This is a genomic window from Mesorhizobium sp. M0830 (genome assembly GCF_040319965.1).
GTDB lineage: Bacteria > Pseudomonadota > Alphaproteobacteria > Rhizobiales > Rhizobiaceae > Mesorhizobium.
Genome location: NZ_JAMYOR010000021.1, coordinates 66,343 through 83,645 on the forward strand (window position 1 = coordinate 66,343; position 17,303 = coordinate 83,645).

General features: G+C 63.8%; 16 protein-coding genes. 11 read left to right on the top strand and 5 right to left on the bottom strand.

What is annotated here, in order from left to right:
• Positions 1–3: 3 nt before the first annotated feature.
• The 5 genes from NKI20_RS15125 (at position 4) to NKI20_RS15145 (ending at position 5,103) form a co-directional block, all read left to right on the top strand.
• Positions 4–1,185, top strand: a complete 1,182-nt coding sequence (locus NKI20_RS15125; protein ID WP_352831632.1) for an aldose 1-epimerase family protein — start codon at positions 4–6, stop codon at positions 1,183–1,185.
• A gap of 49 nt (positions 1,186–1,234) precedes the next feature.
• On the top strand, positions 1,235–2,317 hold the full coding sequence (locus tag NKI20_RS15130) for a fatty acid desaturase family protein (protein WP_352831634.1): 1,083 nt from the start codon (positions 1,235–1,237) through the stop codon (positions 2,315–2,317).
• Positions 2,318–2,334: 17 nt separating this feature from the next.
• Positions 2,335–2,649, top strand: coding sequence for a MocE family 2Fe-2S type ferredoxin (locus tag NKI20_RS15135; RefSeq protein WP_352831636.1), 315 nt, complete (start codon positions 2,335–2,337; stop codon positions 2,647–2,649).
• Between the two features lie 35 nt (positions 2,650–2,684).
• On the top strand, positions 2,685–3,485 hold the full coding sequence (locus tag NKI20_RS15140; protein ID WP_352831638.1) for a 3-methyl-2-oxobutanoate hydroxymethyltransferase: 801 nt from the start codon (positions 2,685–2,687) through the stop codon (positions 3,483–3,485).
• A gap of 184 nt (positions 3,486–3,669) precedes the next feature.
• Positions 3,670–5,103 (top strand): DHA2 family efflux MFS transporter permease subunit, encoded by a 1,434-nt coding sequence (locus tag NKI20_RS15145; RefSeq protein WP_352831640.1) that lies wholly within the window; start codon positions 3,670–3,672, stop codon positions 5,101–5,103.
• Positions 5,104–5,120: 17 nt separating this feature from the next.
• Here NKI20_RS15145 and NKI20_RS15150 read toward each other — a convergent pair whose 3' ends face one another.
• Positions 5,121–5,357, bottom strand: a complete 237-nt coding sequence (locus tag NKI20_RS15150; RefSeq protein ID WP_352831642.1) for a hypothetical protein — start codon at positions 5,355–5,357, stop codon at positions 5,121–5,123.
• A 16-nt stretch (positions 5,358–5,373) separates the two neighbouring features.
• Here NKI20_RS15150 and NKI20_RS15155 point away from each other — a divergent pair, with 16 nt between their 5' ends.
• The 6 genes from NKI20_RS15155 to NKI20_RS15180 all read left to right on the top strand — a co-directional run bounded on the left by NKI20_RS15155 (position 5,374) and on the right by NKI20_RS15180 (position 13,110).
• Positions 5,374–6,360, top strand: coding sequence for an ABC transporter permease (locus tag NKI20_RS15155; RefSeq protein WP_352831643.1), 987 nt, complete (start codon positions 5,374–5,376; stop codon positions 6,358–6,360).
• Positions 6,361–6,422: 62 nt separating this feature from the next.
• A complete protein-coding gene (locus NKI20_RS15160; protein WP_023760979.1) occupies positions 6,423–7,448 on the top strand; it encodes a sugar ABC transporter substrate-binding protein in 1,026 nt (341 codons plus the stop codon).
• Between the two features lie 77 nt (positions 7,449–7,525).
• The gene (locus NKI20_RS15165; RefSeq protein WP_352831645.1) at positions 7,526–9,649 is read left to right on the top strand and encodes an ABC transporter permease; all 2,124 of its coding nucleotides are present in this window, start codon (positions 7,526–7,528) and stop codon (positions 9,647–9,649) included.
• Positions 9,646–10,701 carry an SMP-30/gluconolactonase/LRE family protein gene (locus NKI20_RS15170; protein WP_352729033.1) on the top strand — a complete coding sequence of 352 codons (1,056 nt, stop codon included), beginning with the start codon at positions 9,646–9,648 and terminating at the stop codon, positions 10,699–10,701. Before NKI20_RS15165 ends, NKI20_RS15170 begins: the two co-directional genes overlap by 4 nt.
• On the top strand, positions 10,701–12,197 hold the full coding sequence (locus NKI20_RS15175; protein WP_352831647.1) for a sugar ABC transporter ATP-binding protein: 1,497 nt from the start codon (positions 10,701–10,703) through the stop codon (positions 12,195–12,197). Before NKI20_RS15170 ends, NKI20_RS15175 begins: the two co-directional genes overlap by 1 nt.
• A gap of 505 nt (positions 12,198–12,702) precedes the next feature.
• The gene (locus tag NKI20_RS15180; protein ID WP_352831649.1) at positions 12,703–13,110 is read left to right on the top strand and encodes a carboxymuconolactone decarboxylase family protein; all 408 of its coding nucleotides are present in this window, start codon (positions 12,703–12,705) and stop codon (positions 13,108–13,110) included.
• Between the two features lie 53 nt (positions 13,111–13,163).
• On the opposite strand, the gene NKI20_RS15185 is transcribed toward NKI20_RS15180, so the two are convergent.
• From NKI20_RS15185 to NKI20_RS15200, 4 genes are all read right to left on the bottom strand, one after another.
• Positions 13,164–14,051: an amidohydrolase family protein gene (locus NKI20_RS15185; RefSeq protein WP_352831680.1), complete on the bottom strand. Its 888-nt coding sequence runs from the start codon at positions 14,049–14,051 to the stop codon at positions 13,164–13,166.
• Positions 14,051–15,187, bottom strand: coding sequence for a vWA domain-containing protein (locus NKI20_RS15190; protein ID WP_352831651.1), 1,137 nt, complete (start codon positions 15,185–15,187; stop codon positions 14,051–14,053). The genes NKI20_RS15185 and NKI20_RS15190 overlap by 1 nt, the downstream gene beginning before the upstream one ends.
• A 220-nt stretch (positions 15,188–15,407) precedes the next feature.
• A complete protein-coding gene (locus NKI20_RS15195; protein WP_352831653.1) occupies positions 15,408–16,289 on the bottom strand; it encodes an AAA family ATPase in 882 nt (293 codons plus the stop codon).
• Positions 16,290–16,297: 8 nt separating this feature from the next.
• Complete coding sequence (locus NKI20_RS15200) at positions 16,298–17,302, bottom strand: xanthine dehydrogenase family protein molybdopterin-binding subunit (RefSeq protein WP_010910368.1); 1,005 nt, start codon at positions 17,300–17,302, stop codon at positions 16,298–16,300.
• Between the last annotated feature and the right edge of the window lies 1 nt (position 17,303).

The following is a 17,303-nucleotide window of genomic DNA, read 5'->3' on the forward strand; positions in this document are numbered from 1 at the left end:
GACATGGTAGAACTTTACGGCAAGACGCTTTCGCGCCGGCAGGTCTCGGAACGCTCGGGCATGCTGTCGCAATTTGCCGGCGTGCGGCTGATGACGCTTGGCGACGGGGTGGAACGCGGCATCCGCATGCTGGAGTTCCGCACCGGCTCGGGCCTGCGTTTCACCGCGTTGGTCGACCGGGCGCTCGATATCGCCGACTGCGACTACAGGGGACAGGCGATCGGCTGGCATTCGCCGAGCGGCTTTCGTCATCCCGGCCTGCACGACTATGAAGGGGAAGGGGGGCTCGCCTGGGCGCGCTCTTTTTCCGGGCTGCTCGTCACCTGCGGCCTCGATCACATATTGGGCCGGGAGGAAGTGCCGGTCGATAGCTACAATTATCCGGGCAGGAAGACCGTGGTGCATTCGCTGCACGGCCGTGTCGGCACCATTCCGGCGCGGCTAACCGGTTATGGCGAGGCCTGGGACGGCGACCGCTGCGTGCTGTGGGCCGAAGGCATCGTCCAGCAATCGGCGGTGTTCGGCGAGGACCTGCATTTGTTGCGGCGCATTGAGGCCGATGTCGGCGGCAACGAGATCCGGCTGTCGGACCGCGTCGTCAATCACGGCTTCAACCGTACGCCACACATGTATTTCTACCATGTCAATGTCAGCCACCCCTTGCTCGATGAGGGCGCGCGCTATCTGGCGCCGATCCGCGACGTCGTCTGGGCCGGCCATGATGGCGAGCGCTACGAGGCGCAGAAGGTCGGCTACCGCACCGTGCCGGCGCCGCGACTGGGTTTCAGCGAACAGGTCTGGCAGCACGACATGGCGGCGGACGGCAATGGCGAGGTGCCAGTGGCTGTTGTCAACGACCGCCTCGGACTTGGCTTCGAGGTCGTGACCCGCAAGGAGCAGCTGCCTTGCGCCTATCAATGGCAGAATTTCCAGGCCGGGCAATATGCGCTGGGTATCGAACCCTCGACGCATCATGTGCTCGGCAATCTCGCGGCGCGCGAGCGTGGCGAGATGATCTGGCTGGAGCATGGCGAAGGCCGCTCTTATGATGCGGTATTCCGGGTGATCGACGGCGCCGGCGCGATCGCTGCTGCCGAACGGAGGATCGTCTCGATCGCCAGGCAACCGCAACAGGATTATCCTGCGCCGTCGCGCAACTTTCCGAGACTGGCGGGCAGGGCATGATGCGAAACGAATGCTCCGGCTGGCGGGTCGGAAATCGGAGGTCGATGTGATGGGAAAAAAGCGCGACTACAGCCTGGTCGGCGAAAGCACACGCATCGCGATCGAGACCGGGCTGGCCTCAGCGGAGTGGTACCACACCGACGTTCCTCGCAAGGCGATGAAGGAGCTGATGCAGCGCTCGGACGGGCCGGCGATCCGCGACACGATCATCTGGATATCAGCCATACTGGGCTCCGCCGCCGGTATCATCTGGTTCTGGGGCACGTGGTGGGTGGTGCCGTTCCTGCTCGTCTATGGCGTGCTCTACGGTTCTTCCAGCGACTCGCGTTGGCACGAATGCGGCCATGGCACCGCCTTCCGCACCCGCTGGATGAACGATGTCGTCTACCAGATCGCCAGCTTCATGCTGATGCGAAATCCGGTGACCTGGCGCTGGAGCCATGCACGCCACCACACCGACACGATCATCGTCGGCCGCGATGCCGAGATCGCGGTGATGCGTCCGCCGGACCTCTTGCGCGCCGCGCTTGCCTTCACCGGCATTCTCGATTTCCGTTATTCGCTGCCTACACTGGTGCGCAATGCGTTCGGCAGCATCTCGCCCGACGAGAAGAGTTTTATCCCCGAGATGGAGCTGCGCAAGGTCGTCACCGCCGCGCGCTGGCATATCGCCATCTATGCGGCGGCGATCGCGCTGGCGCTCTTTTTGTCGTCGTTCCTGCCGCTGGTGCTGATCGGCCTGCCGCGCCTCTACGGCAGCTGGCACATGGTGCTGACCGGCCTGCTGCAGCATATCGGGCTGGCCGACAATGTCACCGACCACCGGCTGAATACGCGCACCGTCTACATGAACCCGATTAGCCGCTTCATTTACTGGAACATGAATTACCATGTCGAACATCACATGTTCCCGATGGTGCCCTATCACGCGCTGCCGAAACTGCACGAACTGATCAAGCATGACCTGCCGGAGCCCAATCCATCGATGTGGCATGCCTATCGCGAGGTCTGGCCGGTGCTGATCAAGCAGCTCCAGTACGAGGACTACTTCCTCAAGCGCGAATTGCCGCCGACGGCGCGGCCGTACCGCGAGGAGTTCCACGCGCTGACCGTTCCGGCGGCGGCGGAATAGAGTTGCAGGAGACAGAGATGGCCGATTGGGTGGAAGCGTGTGGCGTCGACGATATCGAGGAAGAGGACGTCATCCGCTTCGATCATGGCGGACGCACTTTCGCCATCTATCGCAGCCCGGATGACGAGTACTTCGCCACCGACGGCTATTGCACGCATGAGAAGGCACATTTGGCCGACGGGCTGGTGATGGACGACATCATCGAATGCCCCAAGCACAATGGCCGCTTCAACTACAAGACAGGTGTCGCCAAGGGCGCGCCGGTGTGCGTCAATCTCAAGACCTATCCAGTGCGCATCGAAGCTGGCAAGGTCATGATCGAGATCGGCTGACCTGCCGCACCAAGTAACAGAGGGAACCCCTTTCGATGAGCCGAAAAAGACCGACCGTCGCCGACCTGCGCGCCATGAAGGGCAAGCGCCAGCTGACCATGCTACGCGTGCTGACGATGGACGAGGCCGAGGCCGCCGAGCGGGCAGGGGTCGACATCGTCTCGGTGCCGCCCGAACTGGTGCTCAACCCGCAATACCGCGATGCGGCGCCCAGCCTGTTCACCATGCCCGGCGAGAATTTCTACGAGATCGGCACGGCGGACGATTTCGTGCGCTGGGCCTTCCGGCTCTACAAGGCCAGCGCCGACGCGGTCTATTGCAGCGCCGGTTACGCCACGATCAAGCGGATGGCGGACGATGCCATTCCGGTGATCGGCCATGTCGGCCTTATTCCTTCCCGCGCGACCTGGACCGGCGGCTTCAAGGCGGTCGGCAAGACGGCCGACACCGCCATCCAGATACTCGAAGCGGTAAAGCAGCTGGAGGCCGCCGGCGCCATCGGCGCCGAGATCGAGGTCGTGCCTGTCGAGGTGGCCAAGGCTATCTCGGAACGAACATCGTTGATCATGCTGTCGATGGGGGCGGGCACCGGCTGCGATGCGCAATATCTGTTCGCCGACGATATTCTCGGACAGAACCGTGGCCACATGCCTCGTCACTCCAAGGTCTATCGCAATTTCGCCGCCGAATATGACCGCTTGCAGGCCGAGCGCATCGCCGCGTTCTCGGAATATGTCGCCGACGTCAACAGCCTGGCCTATCCCGAAGACAGGCATGTCGTGCACATGGACCCGGCCGAGCTACGCCTGTTCCTGGACAAGGTCGGCCGGAGCTAAGTCCGTCTGCCAACTTCCGCTGGCGAGCGCCGCGTAGAGCATCTCGGCGTCGCTGCCGAGCATTGGCTCGAGATGGACACGCGGCTCGATCACCGTCTGGCCTCGCCTTGCGCGGCGCGACACGAAAGTTTGTTGCGCTGTGCCTGGACGCGGCTAAGCAAATGCTGTTCAAACCGCTTCCGTCATGACTGCCATTCCCGAGACCGAGACCTTACCCGAGACGGCCACCAATGCGCGGCGCGTGGCGCTGATCGTCGCCATCGCCTTCTTCATGCAACTGCTGGATTCGACGATCATCTCGACCTCGCTGCCGCAGATGGGCGCGTCGTTCGGCGTGTCGGCGGTGGCGATGAGCATTGGCATCACCGCCTATATGCTGACCATGGCGGTGTTCGTGCCGCTGTCGGGCTGGCTCGCCGACCGGTTCGGCGCGCGCAACATCTTCCTGCTGGCGATCGTCCTCTTCACACTGGCTTCGCTCGCCTGCGGCTTCTCGCAGAACCTGACTCAGTTCGTCGCCGCGCGTGTCGTGCAAGGGCTGGGCAGCGCGCTGATGACGCCGGTCGGTCGCATTCTCGTCTTGCGCAATGCATCGAAGTCCGAGCTGCTCAACGCCACCGCGCTGATCACCTGGCCTGCGCTGTTTGCGCCCGTTGTCGGACCGGTGCTCGGCGGCTTCATCACCACCTATCTGTCCTGGCACTGGAATTTCTTCATCAACATCCCGCTCGGCGTGGTCGGGCTGGCACTGGTCGCCCGCTTCATTCCGGGCGACCGCGAAGCAGACCCCAAACCGCTGGATTGGCCGGGCTTCGTGTTGACATCGGCCGGGCTCGCTTTGCTGCTCTACGGCCTCGAGCGCATCGCGCATCCCGAGGACGGTGTCCTGCCGACCGTAGCGCTGATCGCCGCCGGCATCGTCATCGGCTGGCTGGCGGTGCGGCATCTCAGGCGCGCGCCGCATCCGCTGCTCGATCTCTCCTCGTTCAAGGTGCTGACCTTCGCCATCTCGACGCTGGCCGCCGGCACCATCTTCCGGGTGGCGATCAACGCCACGCCATTCCTGTTGCCGCTGCTGTTCCAGGTCGGCTTTGGCCTCAGCCCGGTCGACGCCGGCATGATGATCCTCGCCTATTTCCTCGGCAATCTCGGCATGAAGACGGTGACGACGCCGACGCTGCGCCGCTTTGGCTTTCGTTCGGTACTGGTCGTCAACGGCGTGATCGCCTCGGCGGCGATCATAGCCTGCGCAGCGATCTCGCCGCAGACGCCGCAGTCGCTGGTCATCGTGTTGATGCTGATCGCCGGCCTGTCGCGCTCGATGCAGTTCACCGCACTCAACACACTTGCCTTCGCCGATATCGATGCGGCGCAGCGTAGCTCGGCGGCGACACTGTCCTCGATGCTGCAGCAGGTGGCGATGCTGTTCGGCGTCGCGGTGGCGGCGGCGGTCCTCAATTTGTCGCAGATCGCCAGGGACAGGCCGGCGCTCGACCTTGTGGATTTTCGAATCGCGTTCCTGGTGATCGGCCCCATTGGGCTGGTGGCGGCGTTGCGTTTTCTCGCTCTGCCGGCGGGTGCGGGCGCCGAGGTCTCCGGCCACACGCCGGGAAATTGACATCGAGTTTTTCCACCTCATGCGGAGATAAATTCCGCCTTGCGCTTTCGTGTTGAAGCGGTTCTTTCACCGGCAGCGGTGATGGTGGAACCGATTGCCAAAAATGCAGGGTTTTCCATGGATTGCGCCAGCTTCGGCAATCGATGCGTCCACTCGGTGAATATCGCTGCCAGCCCAGCTTCTGAACGCAGATTCATTTGACGAGCAGGCGCTGAGCCGATTAGCTTTCTTCCCAGGGATGGCAGCACTGCCATCGGGGCAAACGCAGATATGAAAACGATCGGCTGGCCGAATTTCAGGAGCCTGAATCAGGAGGGGATTGTCTTTGCCATCGCGGTGGTGCTGTTCGTTGCCGCGGCGATAGGCCTGCCGGGCTTCGTCGACCCCAACAATCTTGTCGCCATAGTCCGCTCGGTGTCGGTGCTCGGCATCCTCGCGCTCGGCATGGCCGTCGTCATCATCGGGCGCGGCATCGATCTGTCGGCGGTGGCGATCATGGCGATGTCGGTCGCCTGGTATCTGCAACTGCTGAATTCGGGTACGCCGGATGGGCTGGCCTTCGCCTATATTCTGGCCGGCGTGCTGGCGATCGGACTGCTCAACGGCTTTCTCGTTGCCTATGCCGATGTGCCGGCGATTTTCGTGACGCTGGCGACCGGCTCCTTCGTCTTCGGCTATGTGCGCTCGCAACTGATCACGCAGGACGCCGTGCCGGTGCCGCAGGGCCACTGGGTCGAACTGCTCGGCGGCCTGCGCTTCCTCGATATTCCGATCGAGGTGTTCATCTTCGTCGGCCTCGCGTTCCTGTTCTTCCTGTTCCTGCGCTACACCAAATGGGGCCGTTACATCTATTTCGCCGGCGACAATCCGGTGGCGGCGCGCAACATCGGCATTCCCGTGCGGCCGATGCTGGTGCTGCGCTACGTCGTCTCCGCCTTCGTCGCGCTGATCGCCGGCCTGCTGACGGCGGCCAGCCTGCACTCGATCAACACCCGCATCGTCAATTCGACGCTGCTCTACGACATCGTGCTGGTGGCGGTGATCGGCGGCATTGGCCTGTCCGGCGGGCGTGGCGGGGTGCGCAACGTGCTGGTCGGTGCGGCGCTGATCGGCATCCTGCTCAACGCCATGACCATCATCGACATTCCGCTGCTCTACCAGAACCTGATCAAGGCGGCGATCCTGCTGGGGGCGATCATCGTCGACGGCATCATCAATCCACGTGACGAGCAGACCGCTCAACAGGGCGACATTTAGGGGTACCCGGTCCGATCCATCCCGATCGGCCGGCAATGAAAATCGAAACGAGAGGATCTGACATGAAATTCATCAGGACATTGATGGCCGCCGCCACGGCACTCGCCGTCACCGCCTTCGTGGCGCCAACCTTCGCCGCCGACGATCCCGGCCCAGCGGCTTACGCGCAGGCACTCAAGGGCAAGCGTGTCATGCTGGTGCCGTTGGCGATGGGCTTCGACCTGGCGCAGGGCTGGGCGCATTATCTGAAGACCGAAGTCGAGGCCTGGGGCGGCGTGTTCGAGACGCGCGACCCGAACTGGGTGGTCGATGCCGGCGCGCAGGCGATCACCGACGCCATCTCGTCGGACACCAGGCCGGACGTGCTGATCATCCATGCACCGGACCTGAACTCCTATTCCAAGCTGATGAAGAAGGCGCAGGCCGCCGGCACCTACGTGATCCTGGTCGACAATCCCGCCAACTTTCCAGCTGACGCCTTCGTCGGCAGCGATTGGGATCGGCTTGGCCAGCTCGAGGCCGAAGCGGCGATCAAGGGCTGCGGCGAGAACTCGTCGAAGAAGATCGGCCTCGTGCAGGGCGACCAGGCGAACTCCTCCAGCCTTTACCAATATGCCGGCATCATGAAGGTTCTGGACAAGCATCCCGATTTCAAGGTGGTGGCCAAGCCCGATTCCAACTGGGATGCGACGACGTCGCGCAACGTGACGACGACGATGCTGCAGCAGAACCCGGATATCTGCTCGATCATCGACTTCTGGGATGGTGACGCCACCGGCGCGTCCGCTGCGATCCGCGACGCCAAGCTCGACGGCAAGGTGTTCCTCGTCACCACCGGCGGCGGCGAGAAGGCGGCCGATTGCGACAAGCTGCAGGACGGCACCTATGGCGCCGTGGTGATGACCGAACTTGCCCGCCAGTCCGGCGACATGAACGCCATCATCAAGTTCCTGCTGCAGAGCGGCCAACCAGCCGGCACCTCGCACACCTACATCTACACGCTGGAGAAGGCGACGACCAAGGCCGACCTCAAGCCCGACAGCTGCTGGGACCTGAAGGCGCTGCAGGCGCAAGCGGCGGCGAAATAATCCGATACTCTCCAACACCGATCAACGGGGTGGCCGGATTGCCCGCGGCCACCTCCTTCTCTTGCTGCAGTGACCTTATGTCCTTTCGCGAACGCCTCCAGTCCTGGCGCTACAATCTCGTGCCCGACCATGTCGTCGGCGAGATCCTGACCAAACGCTGGACCGACAACGCCATTCCGTTCCTGGCGCTGGTGGCGACGCTGGCAACCTTCGGCTCGATCATTCCCGGCTTCTTCAAGCTGACGGCGCTGCAGGAATCGACCCGCCAGCTCGGTGAATTCTCGATGGTGGTCACCGGCATGACCGTGGTGATGCTGGGCGGCGGCATCGACCTGTCGGTCGGCTCGATCTTCGCGCTTTCCTGCTTCTCCGCCGTTTATGTCTTCTTCATCCTCGAACAGTCGATCTGGCTGGCGATGGCCGCGTCGGTCGCCACCGGACTCGTCTTCGGCGCCATCAACGGCTATCTCGTCGGCTACCTCAGGCTGCGCGCCTTTCTCACCACGCTGGTCACCTTCATCTTCGGCCGGGCGCTGTTCGACATCCTGGTCACCACCTATGCCGCCGATGTGCAGCTCTCGACCGCCACTTCGGATGTGCTCGACTTCATCGGCGACAGCACCTTCTGGGGGCTGTCGGTTTCGGTGTGGCTGGCGATCATCCTCGCCATCGTCACCCATATCGCGTTGACGCGTTCGCGGCCGGGCTGGCACGTGCTGGCGGTCGGCGGCTCCAGGCGCTCGGCGCACAATGCCGGCATTCGCGTGCGCCGCACGGTGTTCATGACCTATGTCTTCTCTGGCTTCTGCGCCTCGATCGGCGGTTTCCTCATCGCCTGCCGCCTGAGCGGGGCAGGGCCGGGCACCGGCCTCAACCTGGAGATCATGGCGCTGACGGCGGCGGTGGTCGGCGGCGTCAGCCTCGGCGGCGGGCGTGGCTCGGTGATCAAGGGGCTGATGGGCGCGATCATCGTCTTGACCATGACCAACGGATTGATCCGGCTGGGGTATGGCACCGGCACCAACCAGATGGTGCTTGGCATCATGCTGGCGGTGGCGGTGACGATCGACATCCGCTGGCTGAAGAACCGCCACAAGGTGCTGAACGAAGTCTATGTCGCGCCGGTCTATCTCAAGATGGGCGAAACACAGTCGGCGGCGCCCGGCTCCGGCACATCCTACGAACTCGACAACAGGCTGTCGGCTGCCGACCATATCGGGCTTGGCGAGCTGGAAGGGCCGGAAGATGTCATCCTCGACCGCGACGACAATCTCTATTGCGGCACACGCCATGGCGAAATCGTCCGCTTCTTCGCGCCGGACTATGTCAAATCGGAAGTATTCGCTCACATTGGCGGCTTCCCGCTGGGGCTTGCCTTCGACAAGACAGGCAATCTGATCAGCTGCGTTGGCGCCATGGGGCTCTATTCGGTGTCGCCGGATCGGGAGGTGAAACGCCTGTCGGCGGAGACGTCGCGCTCGTGGACCTCGATCGTCGACGATGCGCGGTTGCGCGATCCCAACGACTGCGACATCGCGCCGGACGGGCGGATCTATTTCACCGATTCGACCAAGCGCTACGATGCCCACGATTGGGCGCTGGACTCGATCGAGAACCGCGCCACCGGGCGTCTGCTGGTCTACGACCCGAAGGACGGATCGACCAGGACGCTGCTCGACGGCTACCGCTACACCAATGGTGTGTGCATGGCGCATGATGGCAAGTCGCTGTTCTTCGCCGAAAGCTGGGCCTGCCGGGTGCACCGCTACTGGCTGGAAGGGCCGAAGGCCGGCACCGCCGAATGCGTCATCCGCGACATGCCGGGCTACCCCGACAACATCAACCGCGCCTCCGACGGCAATTACTGGATGGCGTGGCTCGGCATGCGCACGCCGAGCTTCGACCTGTCGCTGCGCCACCCCGATATGCGCAAGCGCATGACGCGCCGCTTGCCGCAGGATGAGTGGCTGTTCCCCAACATCAACACCGGAGGCGTGGTGAAATTCAATGAGAAGGGCGGCATCGTCGAGGCGATGGGCGACCTCTCAGGCGGCGCGCACCCGATGGTCACCTCGATGCGCGAGCACAAGGGATATCTGTTCGTCGGCGGCATCCTCAACAACCGCGTCGGCCGCTACAAGATCGCTGGCGCCGACCCGAACTGGACCAGCCCCGCTTCTTATTGGGGGGCAAGGCCATGATCCTCGATCCGGTGCTCGACCTGTTTCGCGGCAAGGCGGTGACCATTCCGCCGCTCGACGGTGCTTTTCGGCCCAATACGCGGCTGGACGATGCGCTGGCTTTTGCCGAACTGACGGAGCCGGACAATCTGCTGGTTTCTGGTGAGAGGCTGCTGGCCTCCAGCGGCAACGCTGTCTATTCGCTTGCTGCCCGAACCGAGCCCAAGGTGATCGAAACCTTCCCGTCTGCCGTCACGGCGCTGGCGCTCTCGCCATCCGGCGAACTGACCGTGGGGCTGGAAAGTGGCAAGCTGCTGATATCAGGCAAGGAGGTTCCGCTGCCGGCTGATCTCAGCTGCATCACCGCACTTGCCTATGCGGATGACGGCACGCTGTGGCTGGCCAATGGCTCGGCCGAGCATGCGCCCTCGCAATGGGCCGCCGACCTGATGAGGAAGGGGGCGTCCGGTTCGCTTTGGAAGCGGGATGCAGCAGGTGGCGGCTTCCGCAAAGTGGCCGGCGACATCGCCTTCCCCTATGGGCTCTATCCCGTCGGCAGGGATGTTCTGGTCAGTGAAAGCTGGCGCCATCAAATTGTCCGCTTCGAGGGCGCGACGGGCAATCGTTCGACGGTGTTGACTCATCTGCCAGGCTATCCCTCCCGGCTGTCGCCATCCGCCGATGGCGGCGCCTGGCTGGCTCTGTTTGCGCCGCGCAACCGGTTGATCGAATTCGTGTTGCAGGAAACGCATTACCGCCATGACATGCTCGATCAGGTGCCGCCGGCCTACTGGATCGCGCCGGCACTGGCCTCCAGCCGCAGCTTTCTCGAGCCGCTGCAATGCGGCGGCATCCGCACCATGGGCATCCACAAGCCATGGTCGCCGAGCCGCTCCTACGGGTTGGTGGTGAGGCTCGACGCGAAGATGCAGCCGCAATTCAGCCTGCACAGCCGCGCCAACGGCACGCGCCATGGCATCTGCAGCGTGGCGGAAAAGGACGGCAGCTTGTTCATCGCCTCCAGAGGCGGTGACTGCGTGCTGGCGGTCGACCTCGCGTCGGGAGGCTTCTGATGGACCCGATCGTTCGGCTGGAGAACGTCACCAAGAACTATCGCGGCGTGCCGGCGGTGAAGAATGTCAGCTTCGAACTGCGCAAGGGCGAGATCCACGCGCTGCTTGGCGAGAACGGCGCGGGAAAATCGACGCTGACCAAGATCATTGCCGGTGTGGTCGACGCCACGTCAGGCAAGATGTTCCACCATGGCCAGGAGATCGCCTACGCCTCGCCGCATGCCGCCCTGGAGGCCGGCATCGCGATGGTGTTCCAGGAGACCAGCCTGGTGCCATCGATGACGGTGGCGCAGAACCTTTATCTCGGCACCGAAAAGTTCCTCAACCGGCTGCGCGGCACTTACATCTCGGCCCAACAATTCCTGCAGTCGCTGAATTTTCCAGTCGACCCGAACGCCATGGTGGCAACGCTGGGTGCGGCCAAGCGGCAGATGGTCGAGATCGCACGGGCGGTGCACCACAATGCCGAGATCATCATCTTCGACGAGCCGACGGCGACGCTGACGCCGGAAGAGAAGCGACACTTCTTCGCGCTGATCCGCAGGCTGAAAGCGAGCGGCGTGTCGATCGTTTTCATCAGCCACGCTCTGGAAGAGGCGCTGCTGATTGCCGACCGCATCACCATCCTGCGCGATGGCGAACTGGTGATCACCGACGACACATCGGCCTTCGACCGTGACAGGATCGTCGCCGCCATGGTCGGGCGCACGCTGTCGGGGCAGATCTACCGCCAGCGCGACGAAGCCAAGCTGCGCAAGGCTGGCAAGAAGATGCTGTCGGTGCAGGACATCTCGATGAGCAATGTCGTGCGCAACAATTCGTTCTCGATCTTCGAGGGCCAGATCACCGGCGTGTTCGGGCTGATCGGCTCCGGCCGCACCGAGACCTTCAAAATCGTCTCCGGCATCTACAAGCGCGATTTCCTGCGCGGCGGCGCCATCGAACTGGACGACAAGCCGGTGCGCTATCTCGTGCCGAGCGAAGCGGTGGCCGACGGCATCGTCTACGTCACCGAGGACCGAAAGAGCGAAGGCATCTTCGAGACGATGGGCATTGCCGAGAACCTGTTCGGCGGGCTTTTGGCGGCGGGCCGCGAAAAGGCGTGGGTGATCAACGCGCAGGAGATGCGTGTGCTCTCGGCGGAATGGACGAAGACGCTGAACATCAAGGCGATCAACGACAATGCGCGTGTGGTCGAACTCTCCGGCGGCAACCAGCAGAAGGTGGTGATCGGCAAGGGGCTGGTACAGCAGCCGCGCATCGTCATCTTCGACGAGCCGACGCGCGGCGTCGATGTCGGCGCCATCGCCGAGATCCACCAGATCATCAACCGCCTGGCCGATGAGGGCCTCGCCGTCGTCGTCATCTCGTCCTATCTGCCGGAGATCATGAACCTGTCCGACCGTATTCTTGTCTGTCGCCAGGGCCGCATCGTCGAGGAGTTTTCCCCGGCGGAGGCAACGGAGGAGAAGATCATGTACGCGGCGGTTCACTAGGGTTCTGGGCGGTGCGTACGTCGACAATTGGCCAAAACCTCCATCCCTTCGTCATCCACGGGCGAAGCAAGGAGCGCAGCGACGCGGCGCAGACCCGAGGATCCTGTGTGTTGTTGCCATGCTATGGTTGAGGTGGGAAGGAGACCGAGAGGATCCTGGTCGTCCTTTCGAGGACAGGCCGTGGCATGGCTCGATCCCTTCCCACCGGTGAACCATCAACCTGAACAGTTGCACGGGGCCATGCCGCGACCTCCGAGCGCTGCTTCGGTGCAGAATTCTGCTCCGCTGCACCCTTCGACCAACGTCCCGGCATGGCAACTGTGTTCATGCGAATGCTTTTTTGTCTCGGATCCTCGGGTCTACGCGTCCGCTTCGCTCCCGCTCCGCCCGTGGATGACGAAGTTTAGGCTATTGCGCGCCAAAAAACTGAGTCACAGAAGCTGGTTAGCTGCCTTTGCTCGGAACTTAATTTAACGTTCATCGATCGAAACGAAAGGATCACGCCATGGCCACCACAAGACTTCTCAGCGATGCCGAGGTGGAGAAAGTCCCGGCGGTGAAGGCCGTGTTCGACGATATCCGCGCGACGCGCAAATCCGATTTCGTCAACAATTTCTGGCGTGGGCTGGCCAATGATCCGCCGGCGTTGAAGCGGATCTGGGAACAGCTGAAGGTGGTGATGGTCGCCGACAGCGCCATCGATCCGCTGACCAAGGAAATGATCTACATCGCGGTGTCGACCGCCAATGGCTGCTCCTACTGCGTCCACTCGCACACGGCGGCAGCTCGCGCCAAGGGCATGACCGACGCGCAGCATGGCGAACTGGTGTCGATCATCGGGCTCGCCGGCCAGACCAACCATCTGGTGACGGCGATGCAGATCCCGGTCGATCCGCAGTTCGAGGTAAGGTAGGCGCGGCTTACCTCATCTTCTCACCTGTGGGGGGGGCGGGAAGCGCGGGCGTCTTACACCGGCCGGTAAACTTTCTCCGCCGTGTTCCAGAAAATATCCGCTTCCGCAGCCGCGCCATGCTTGGCGATCGCATTGCGATGCGCCTTGATCAGTTCGGCGTGGCTGGTCCACAGCTTCTCGATCGGGAAGTTCGAGCCGAACATCAGATGGTCAGCGCCCAGGATCTCGATCGCGTGGTCGACGATATAGGCGATCAGCGCCGGGTCGTTGCGGTTGACGAAGGTGCCGAGGCCGGAGAGCTTGGCGTAGAGATTGGGTGCGGCCGACAGCGTGCGCAGGCCGCTCTTCCAGGCTTCGATGGTTTCCGGCTCCATGCCGGTCAGCATGCCGGCATGGGTGAGGATGAAATTCGTTTCGGGGTTCTCGCCGACCAGCGTCAGGCCGTCCTTCATCTGGGCAGGGAAGAGCTGCAGGTCGAAGGACAAGCCATAATCCTTCAGCCGCGCGACATTCGCCCGCACCTTGCGATCGATGACCTGGTCCGCCGAAGCTGCAAAGCGGAACGCTGGCGTTTCGTGCCAGTGCAATTGCATGCGTACGCCGCGCAGCAGCGGATATTTTTTCAAGCGATCGATCTGGGGCCTGATGTCGTCGACAGTCATGTCGGTGTAGCCGACGATGGCATGCGGCCAGCCGGTCTCGTCAGCGGTCTTTTGCAGGAAGGCGACTTCCTTCTCGAAATCCTCCCTGGCCCAGTTGGTCTGGACATAGACGGCCTTTTCGACGCCGGATCCCTTCTGGTCGGCCAGAAACTCCTCGATCGAATAGTCGCGGCGGATCGGCTCGTAGGGGCCGAAGATGCGCGGCACCATCGGGCCGACCAGCCAGGGCTGATCCTTTTGGCGCCAGATGTGGAAATGCGCGTCGATTGCTTTCTGCATCACGAAACCCTCTTCCAGATTGTCGCCGCAGCCGGGGCAGGGCGGGCGAGCGACAGGATGAAATCGGTGAGGCCGGCAAGCGACGAGCCGTCGACGAGATCGTCGATCACCGGCAGGATCGCGCGCAATGCCGCCGTTGCCGGCCGGAAGCGCGGATCGCCGGCCAGCGGCGTCGCCAGCGACAGCCGGAAGGCGCGAACGCTCAACCGGCGCATTGCCGTCTCCAACTCGCCATGGTCGCCGCGTTCCAGCGCGTCGGACAGGATGACGACCGCGGCACCGCGCGCAAAGGCTGAAAAGCGCGGCACCGAGAGGAAGGCGAGCAGCGTTGGTCCCATGCGGGTGCCGCCGTCCCAATCGTCGACCTGGGCGGCCGCGCGGGCCAAAGCCTGGCCGCGGTCGCGGATGCGTAATGCCGTGGTGATGCGGGTCAGCCGCGTGCCGAAGGTGAAGATTTCGGCGCGATCGGCGCCCTGCACCGCGGCATGGGCGAGCTTGAGATAGTCCGCTGTGTGCAGTTTCATCGAGCCGGACACATCGATGAGGATCAGCAGCTTGCGCGGCACGGTCTGACGGCGGCGCAGCAGCGGCGAGGGGACGTCGCCATCGGCGCTGACGATTTCGCGCAGCGACCGGCGCAGGTCGAGCTTGCCGCGCGAGTGGGTGCGCACGGTGCGGAAGGAGCGGCGGGCGGGCAGGGCCGAAGCGAGCTTGCGGCGGAAAGCGGCAAGGCCGTCATTGTCGCGCTGGAAATCGCGGCGGCTCAGTTGCTCCAGGGCCGAGGACAGCTCGCCGCCCTCTTGCTGCCGGTCGGCTTCGATCTGTTGTTCGTCGGCGCCGCCATCGTCCTTGATGCGGGTTTCCTCGTCGGCGTCGCCTTCGACCATCGCCGATGTATTGCCACAGAAATGGCTCCGGAAATGCGCCTCGAATTCGTCGCGGCGGTCGGGCGGCGGCGCCAGCGTGGCGAGCGCCGCCTCGCGGATGTCGCTTATCGAGCGCGGCCCCAGCAATGTCACCGCTTGCATGAAGCCGGAGACCTGCTCGGGCGCGACGGCAAAGCCGTAGCGGCGCAGAAGGCGGGCAAAGCCGAGCAAGGGGGTGGCCGCGCGGGGTAAGCTTTTCTCCCGCATCATTGCGTGGCGCCCCCCTCTGTCCTGCCGGACATCTCCCCCTCAAGGGGGGAGATTGGCAGCTTTGACGCGTCGCCTGGTACTGCGACGTGGGGGATTGGCGAAAGCCGAGATGACAGCTGATCTCCCCCCTTGAGGGGGAGATGGCCGGCAGGCCAGAGGGGGGCGCTGTCCCGCCAGCGTTCCGGAAGGAACGGGGTGAAGGGGTCGTTGAGGTCTCGACTCACGCCAGCGCCTCCTCGACAATCCGGCCAAGCTCGGGCGCGATATAGGAGAGATCCTCCTCGTCCTTGATCAGCACGCCGATGGCGCGGCGGAAGGCTTCCGGCCATGGGCTGCCGCCTTCTTCCAGGATGGTGGCGGCGTTGGCCCATTCGACCGCTTCGGCGATGCCGGGTGGCTTGGCGAGCGGCCGGGTGCGGATGGTCTGCACGGCTGCGGCCACCGCGCGCGCCGTTGCCTCGGCCACATCGCCGGCGCGCAGCATGATGATGGCGGCCTCGCGCTCGGCATTGGGATAGCCGATCCAGTGATAGACGCAGCGCCGGCGCAGCGCCTCGGCGAGTTCACGGGTGCGGTTCGAGGTCAGGATGACGATCGGCTGCGCGGTGGCGCGGATGGTGCCGCGCTCGGGAATGCTGATTTGGAAATCGGAGAGGAATTCCAAAAGCAGTGCTTCAAATTCGTGGTCGGAACGGTCGATCTCATCGACCAGCAGTATGCGCTGCTCCGGCGCCTTCAGCACCTGCAGCAGCGGCCGCGCGATCAGGAAACGGTCGTCATAGATATCGATCTCATGCTCGCCGGCATGGCGGATGGCGAGCAGCTGGCGTTGATAATTCCATTCATAGAGCGCATGCGCGGCGTCGATGCCTTCATAGCATTGCAGCCGCACCAGATCGCGGCCGAGCAGCGCGGCGATCGCCTTGGCCGCTTCCGTTTTGCCGACGCCGGGCGCGCCTTCGAGCAGCAGCGGCTTGCCCAGCCGGATCGCCAGGAAGATGGCTGTGGAAAGGCTCTCATCCGCCAGATAGCGTGAGGCGGCCAGATGCTGTGCCACCGCCTCCGGCGAGGTCGCGACAGTCTCGGCGCTTGTCCCGTTCATTGCGGCCCTCAGTTCGCCGCTTGCGCCTTCAGCGCGCGCAGAATGCGCTCGGGCGTGATCGGCAGCGTGTCGATGCGCACGCCGACAGCGTCGAAGACGGCATTGGCGACGGCCGGGATCTGCGGGTTGGCGCACATTTCGCCCGGCCCCTTGGCACCGTATGGCCCGTCGGCCGAGGGCCGCTCCAGCACGATGATCTCGGTTTGCGCGAGATCGCCCGGCCCCGGCATCAGATACTGGTTGAAGTCGGTACCGCCATGGTCACGGTTGGGATAATAGGGCTCGGTGGTTTCGTAGAGCGCGTGACTGATGCCCATCCAGGAGCCGCCGACCAATTGCTGCTCGACCATTTTCGGGTTTAGCGCGCGGCCGATCTCGAAGACGTTCTTGACCGTCAGCACGGTCACCTCGCCGGTCTCGTCATCGACCTCGACCTCGGCCACGGTGCAGGCATGCGCGTAGCAGGTCGACGGCTTCATCGCGCCGGTCTCTTTCTCCGGATAGGAGCGCGGGATGAGGAACATGCCGCGGCCGGAGATCGAGCGGCCGCGCTTGAAATGCGCCGACAGCGCGACGTCGAAGATCGAGATCGATTTCTGCGGCGCGCCCTTGACCAGGATGTTGCCCTGGCCGTCGGTCTCGAGGTCGGAGGCATTCACCTCCAGCTCCTCGGCCGCCACCTCCAGCATCACCTGGCGCGCCTCCCTAGCCGCCTGGATGACGGCATTGCCGGCGCGATGCGTGCCGCGCGAGGCGAAGGTGCCCATGCAGTGCGGGCCGGTGTCGGTGTCGGCGGTGTCGACGACGACGCGGTCGGTCGGCACGCCGATCGTTTCGGCGCAGATCTGCGCCATGATCTGCTTCATGCCCTGGCCGAGATCGACCGAGGACAGGGTCACCATGAAATTGCCGGTTGGCGTCGAATGCACCAGCGCCTGCGTCGGGTCGCCGCCGAGGTTCATACCTGTGGGATAATTGATCGCGGCGACGCCGCGTCCGCGCCTGATCGCCATC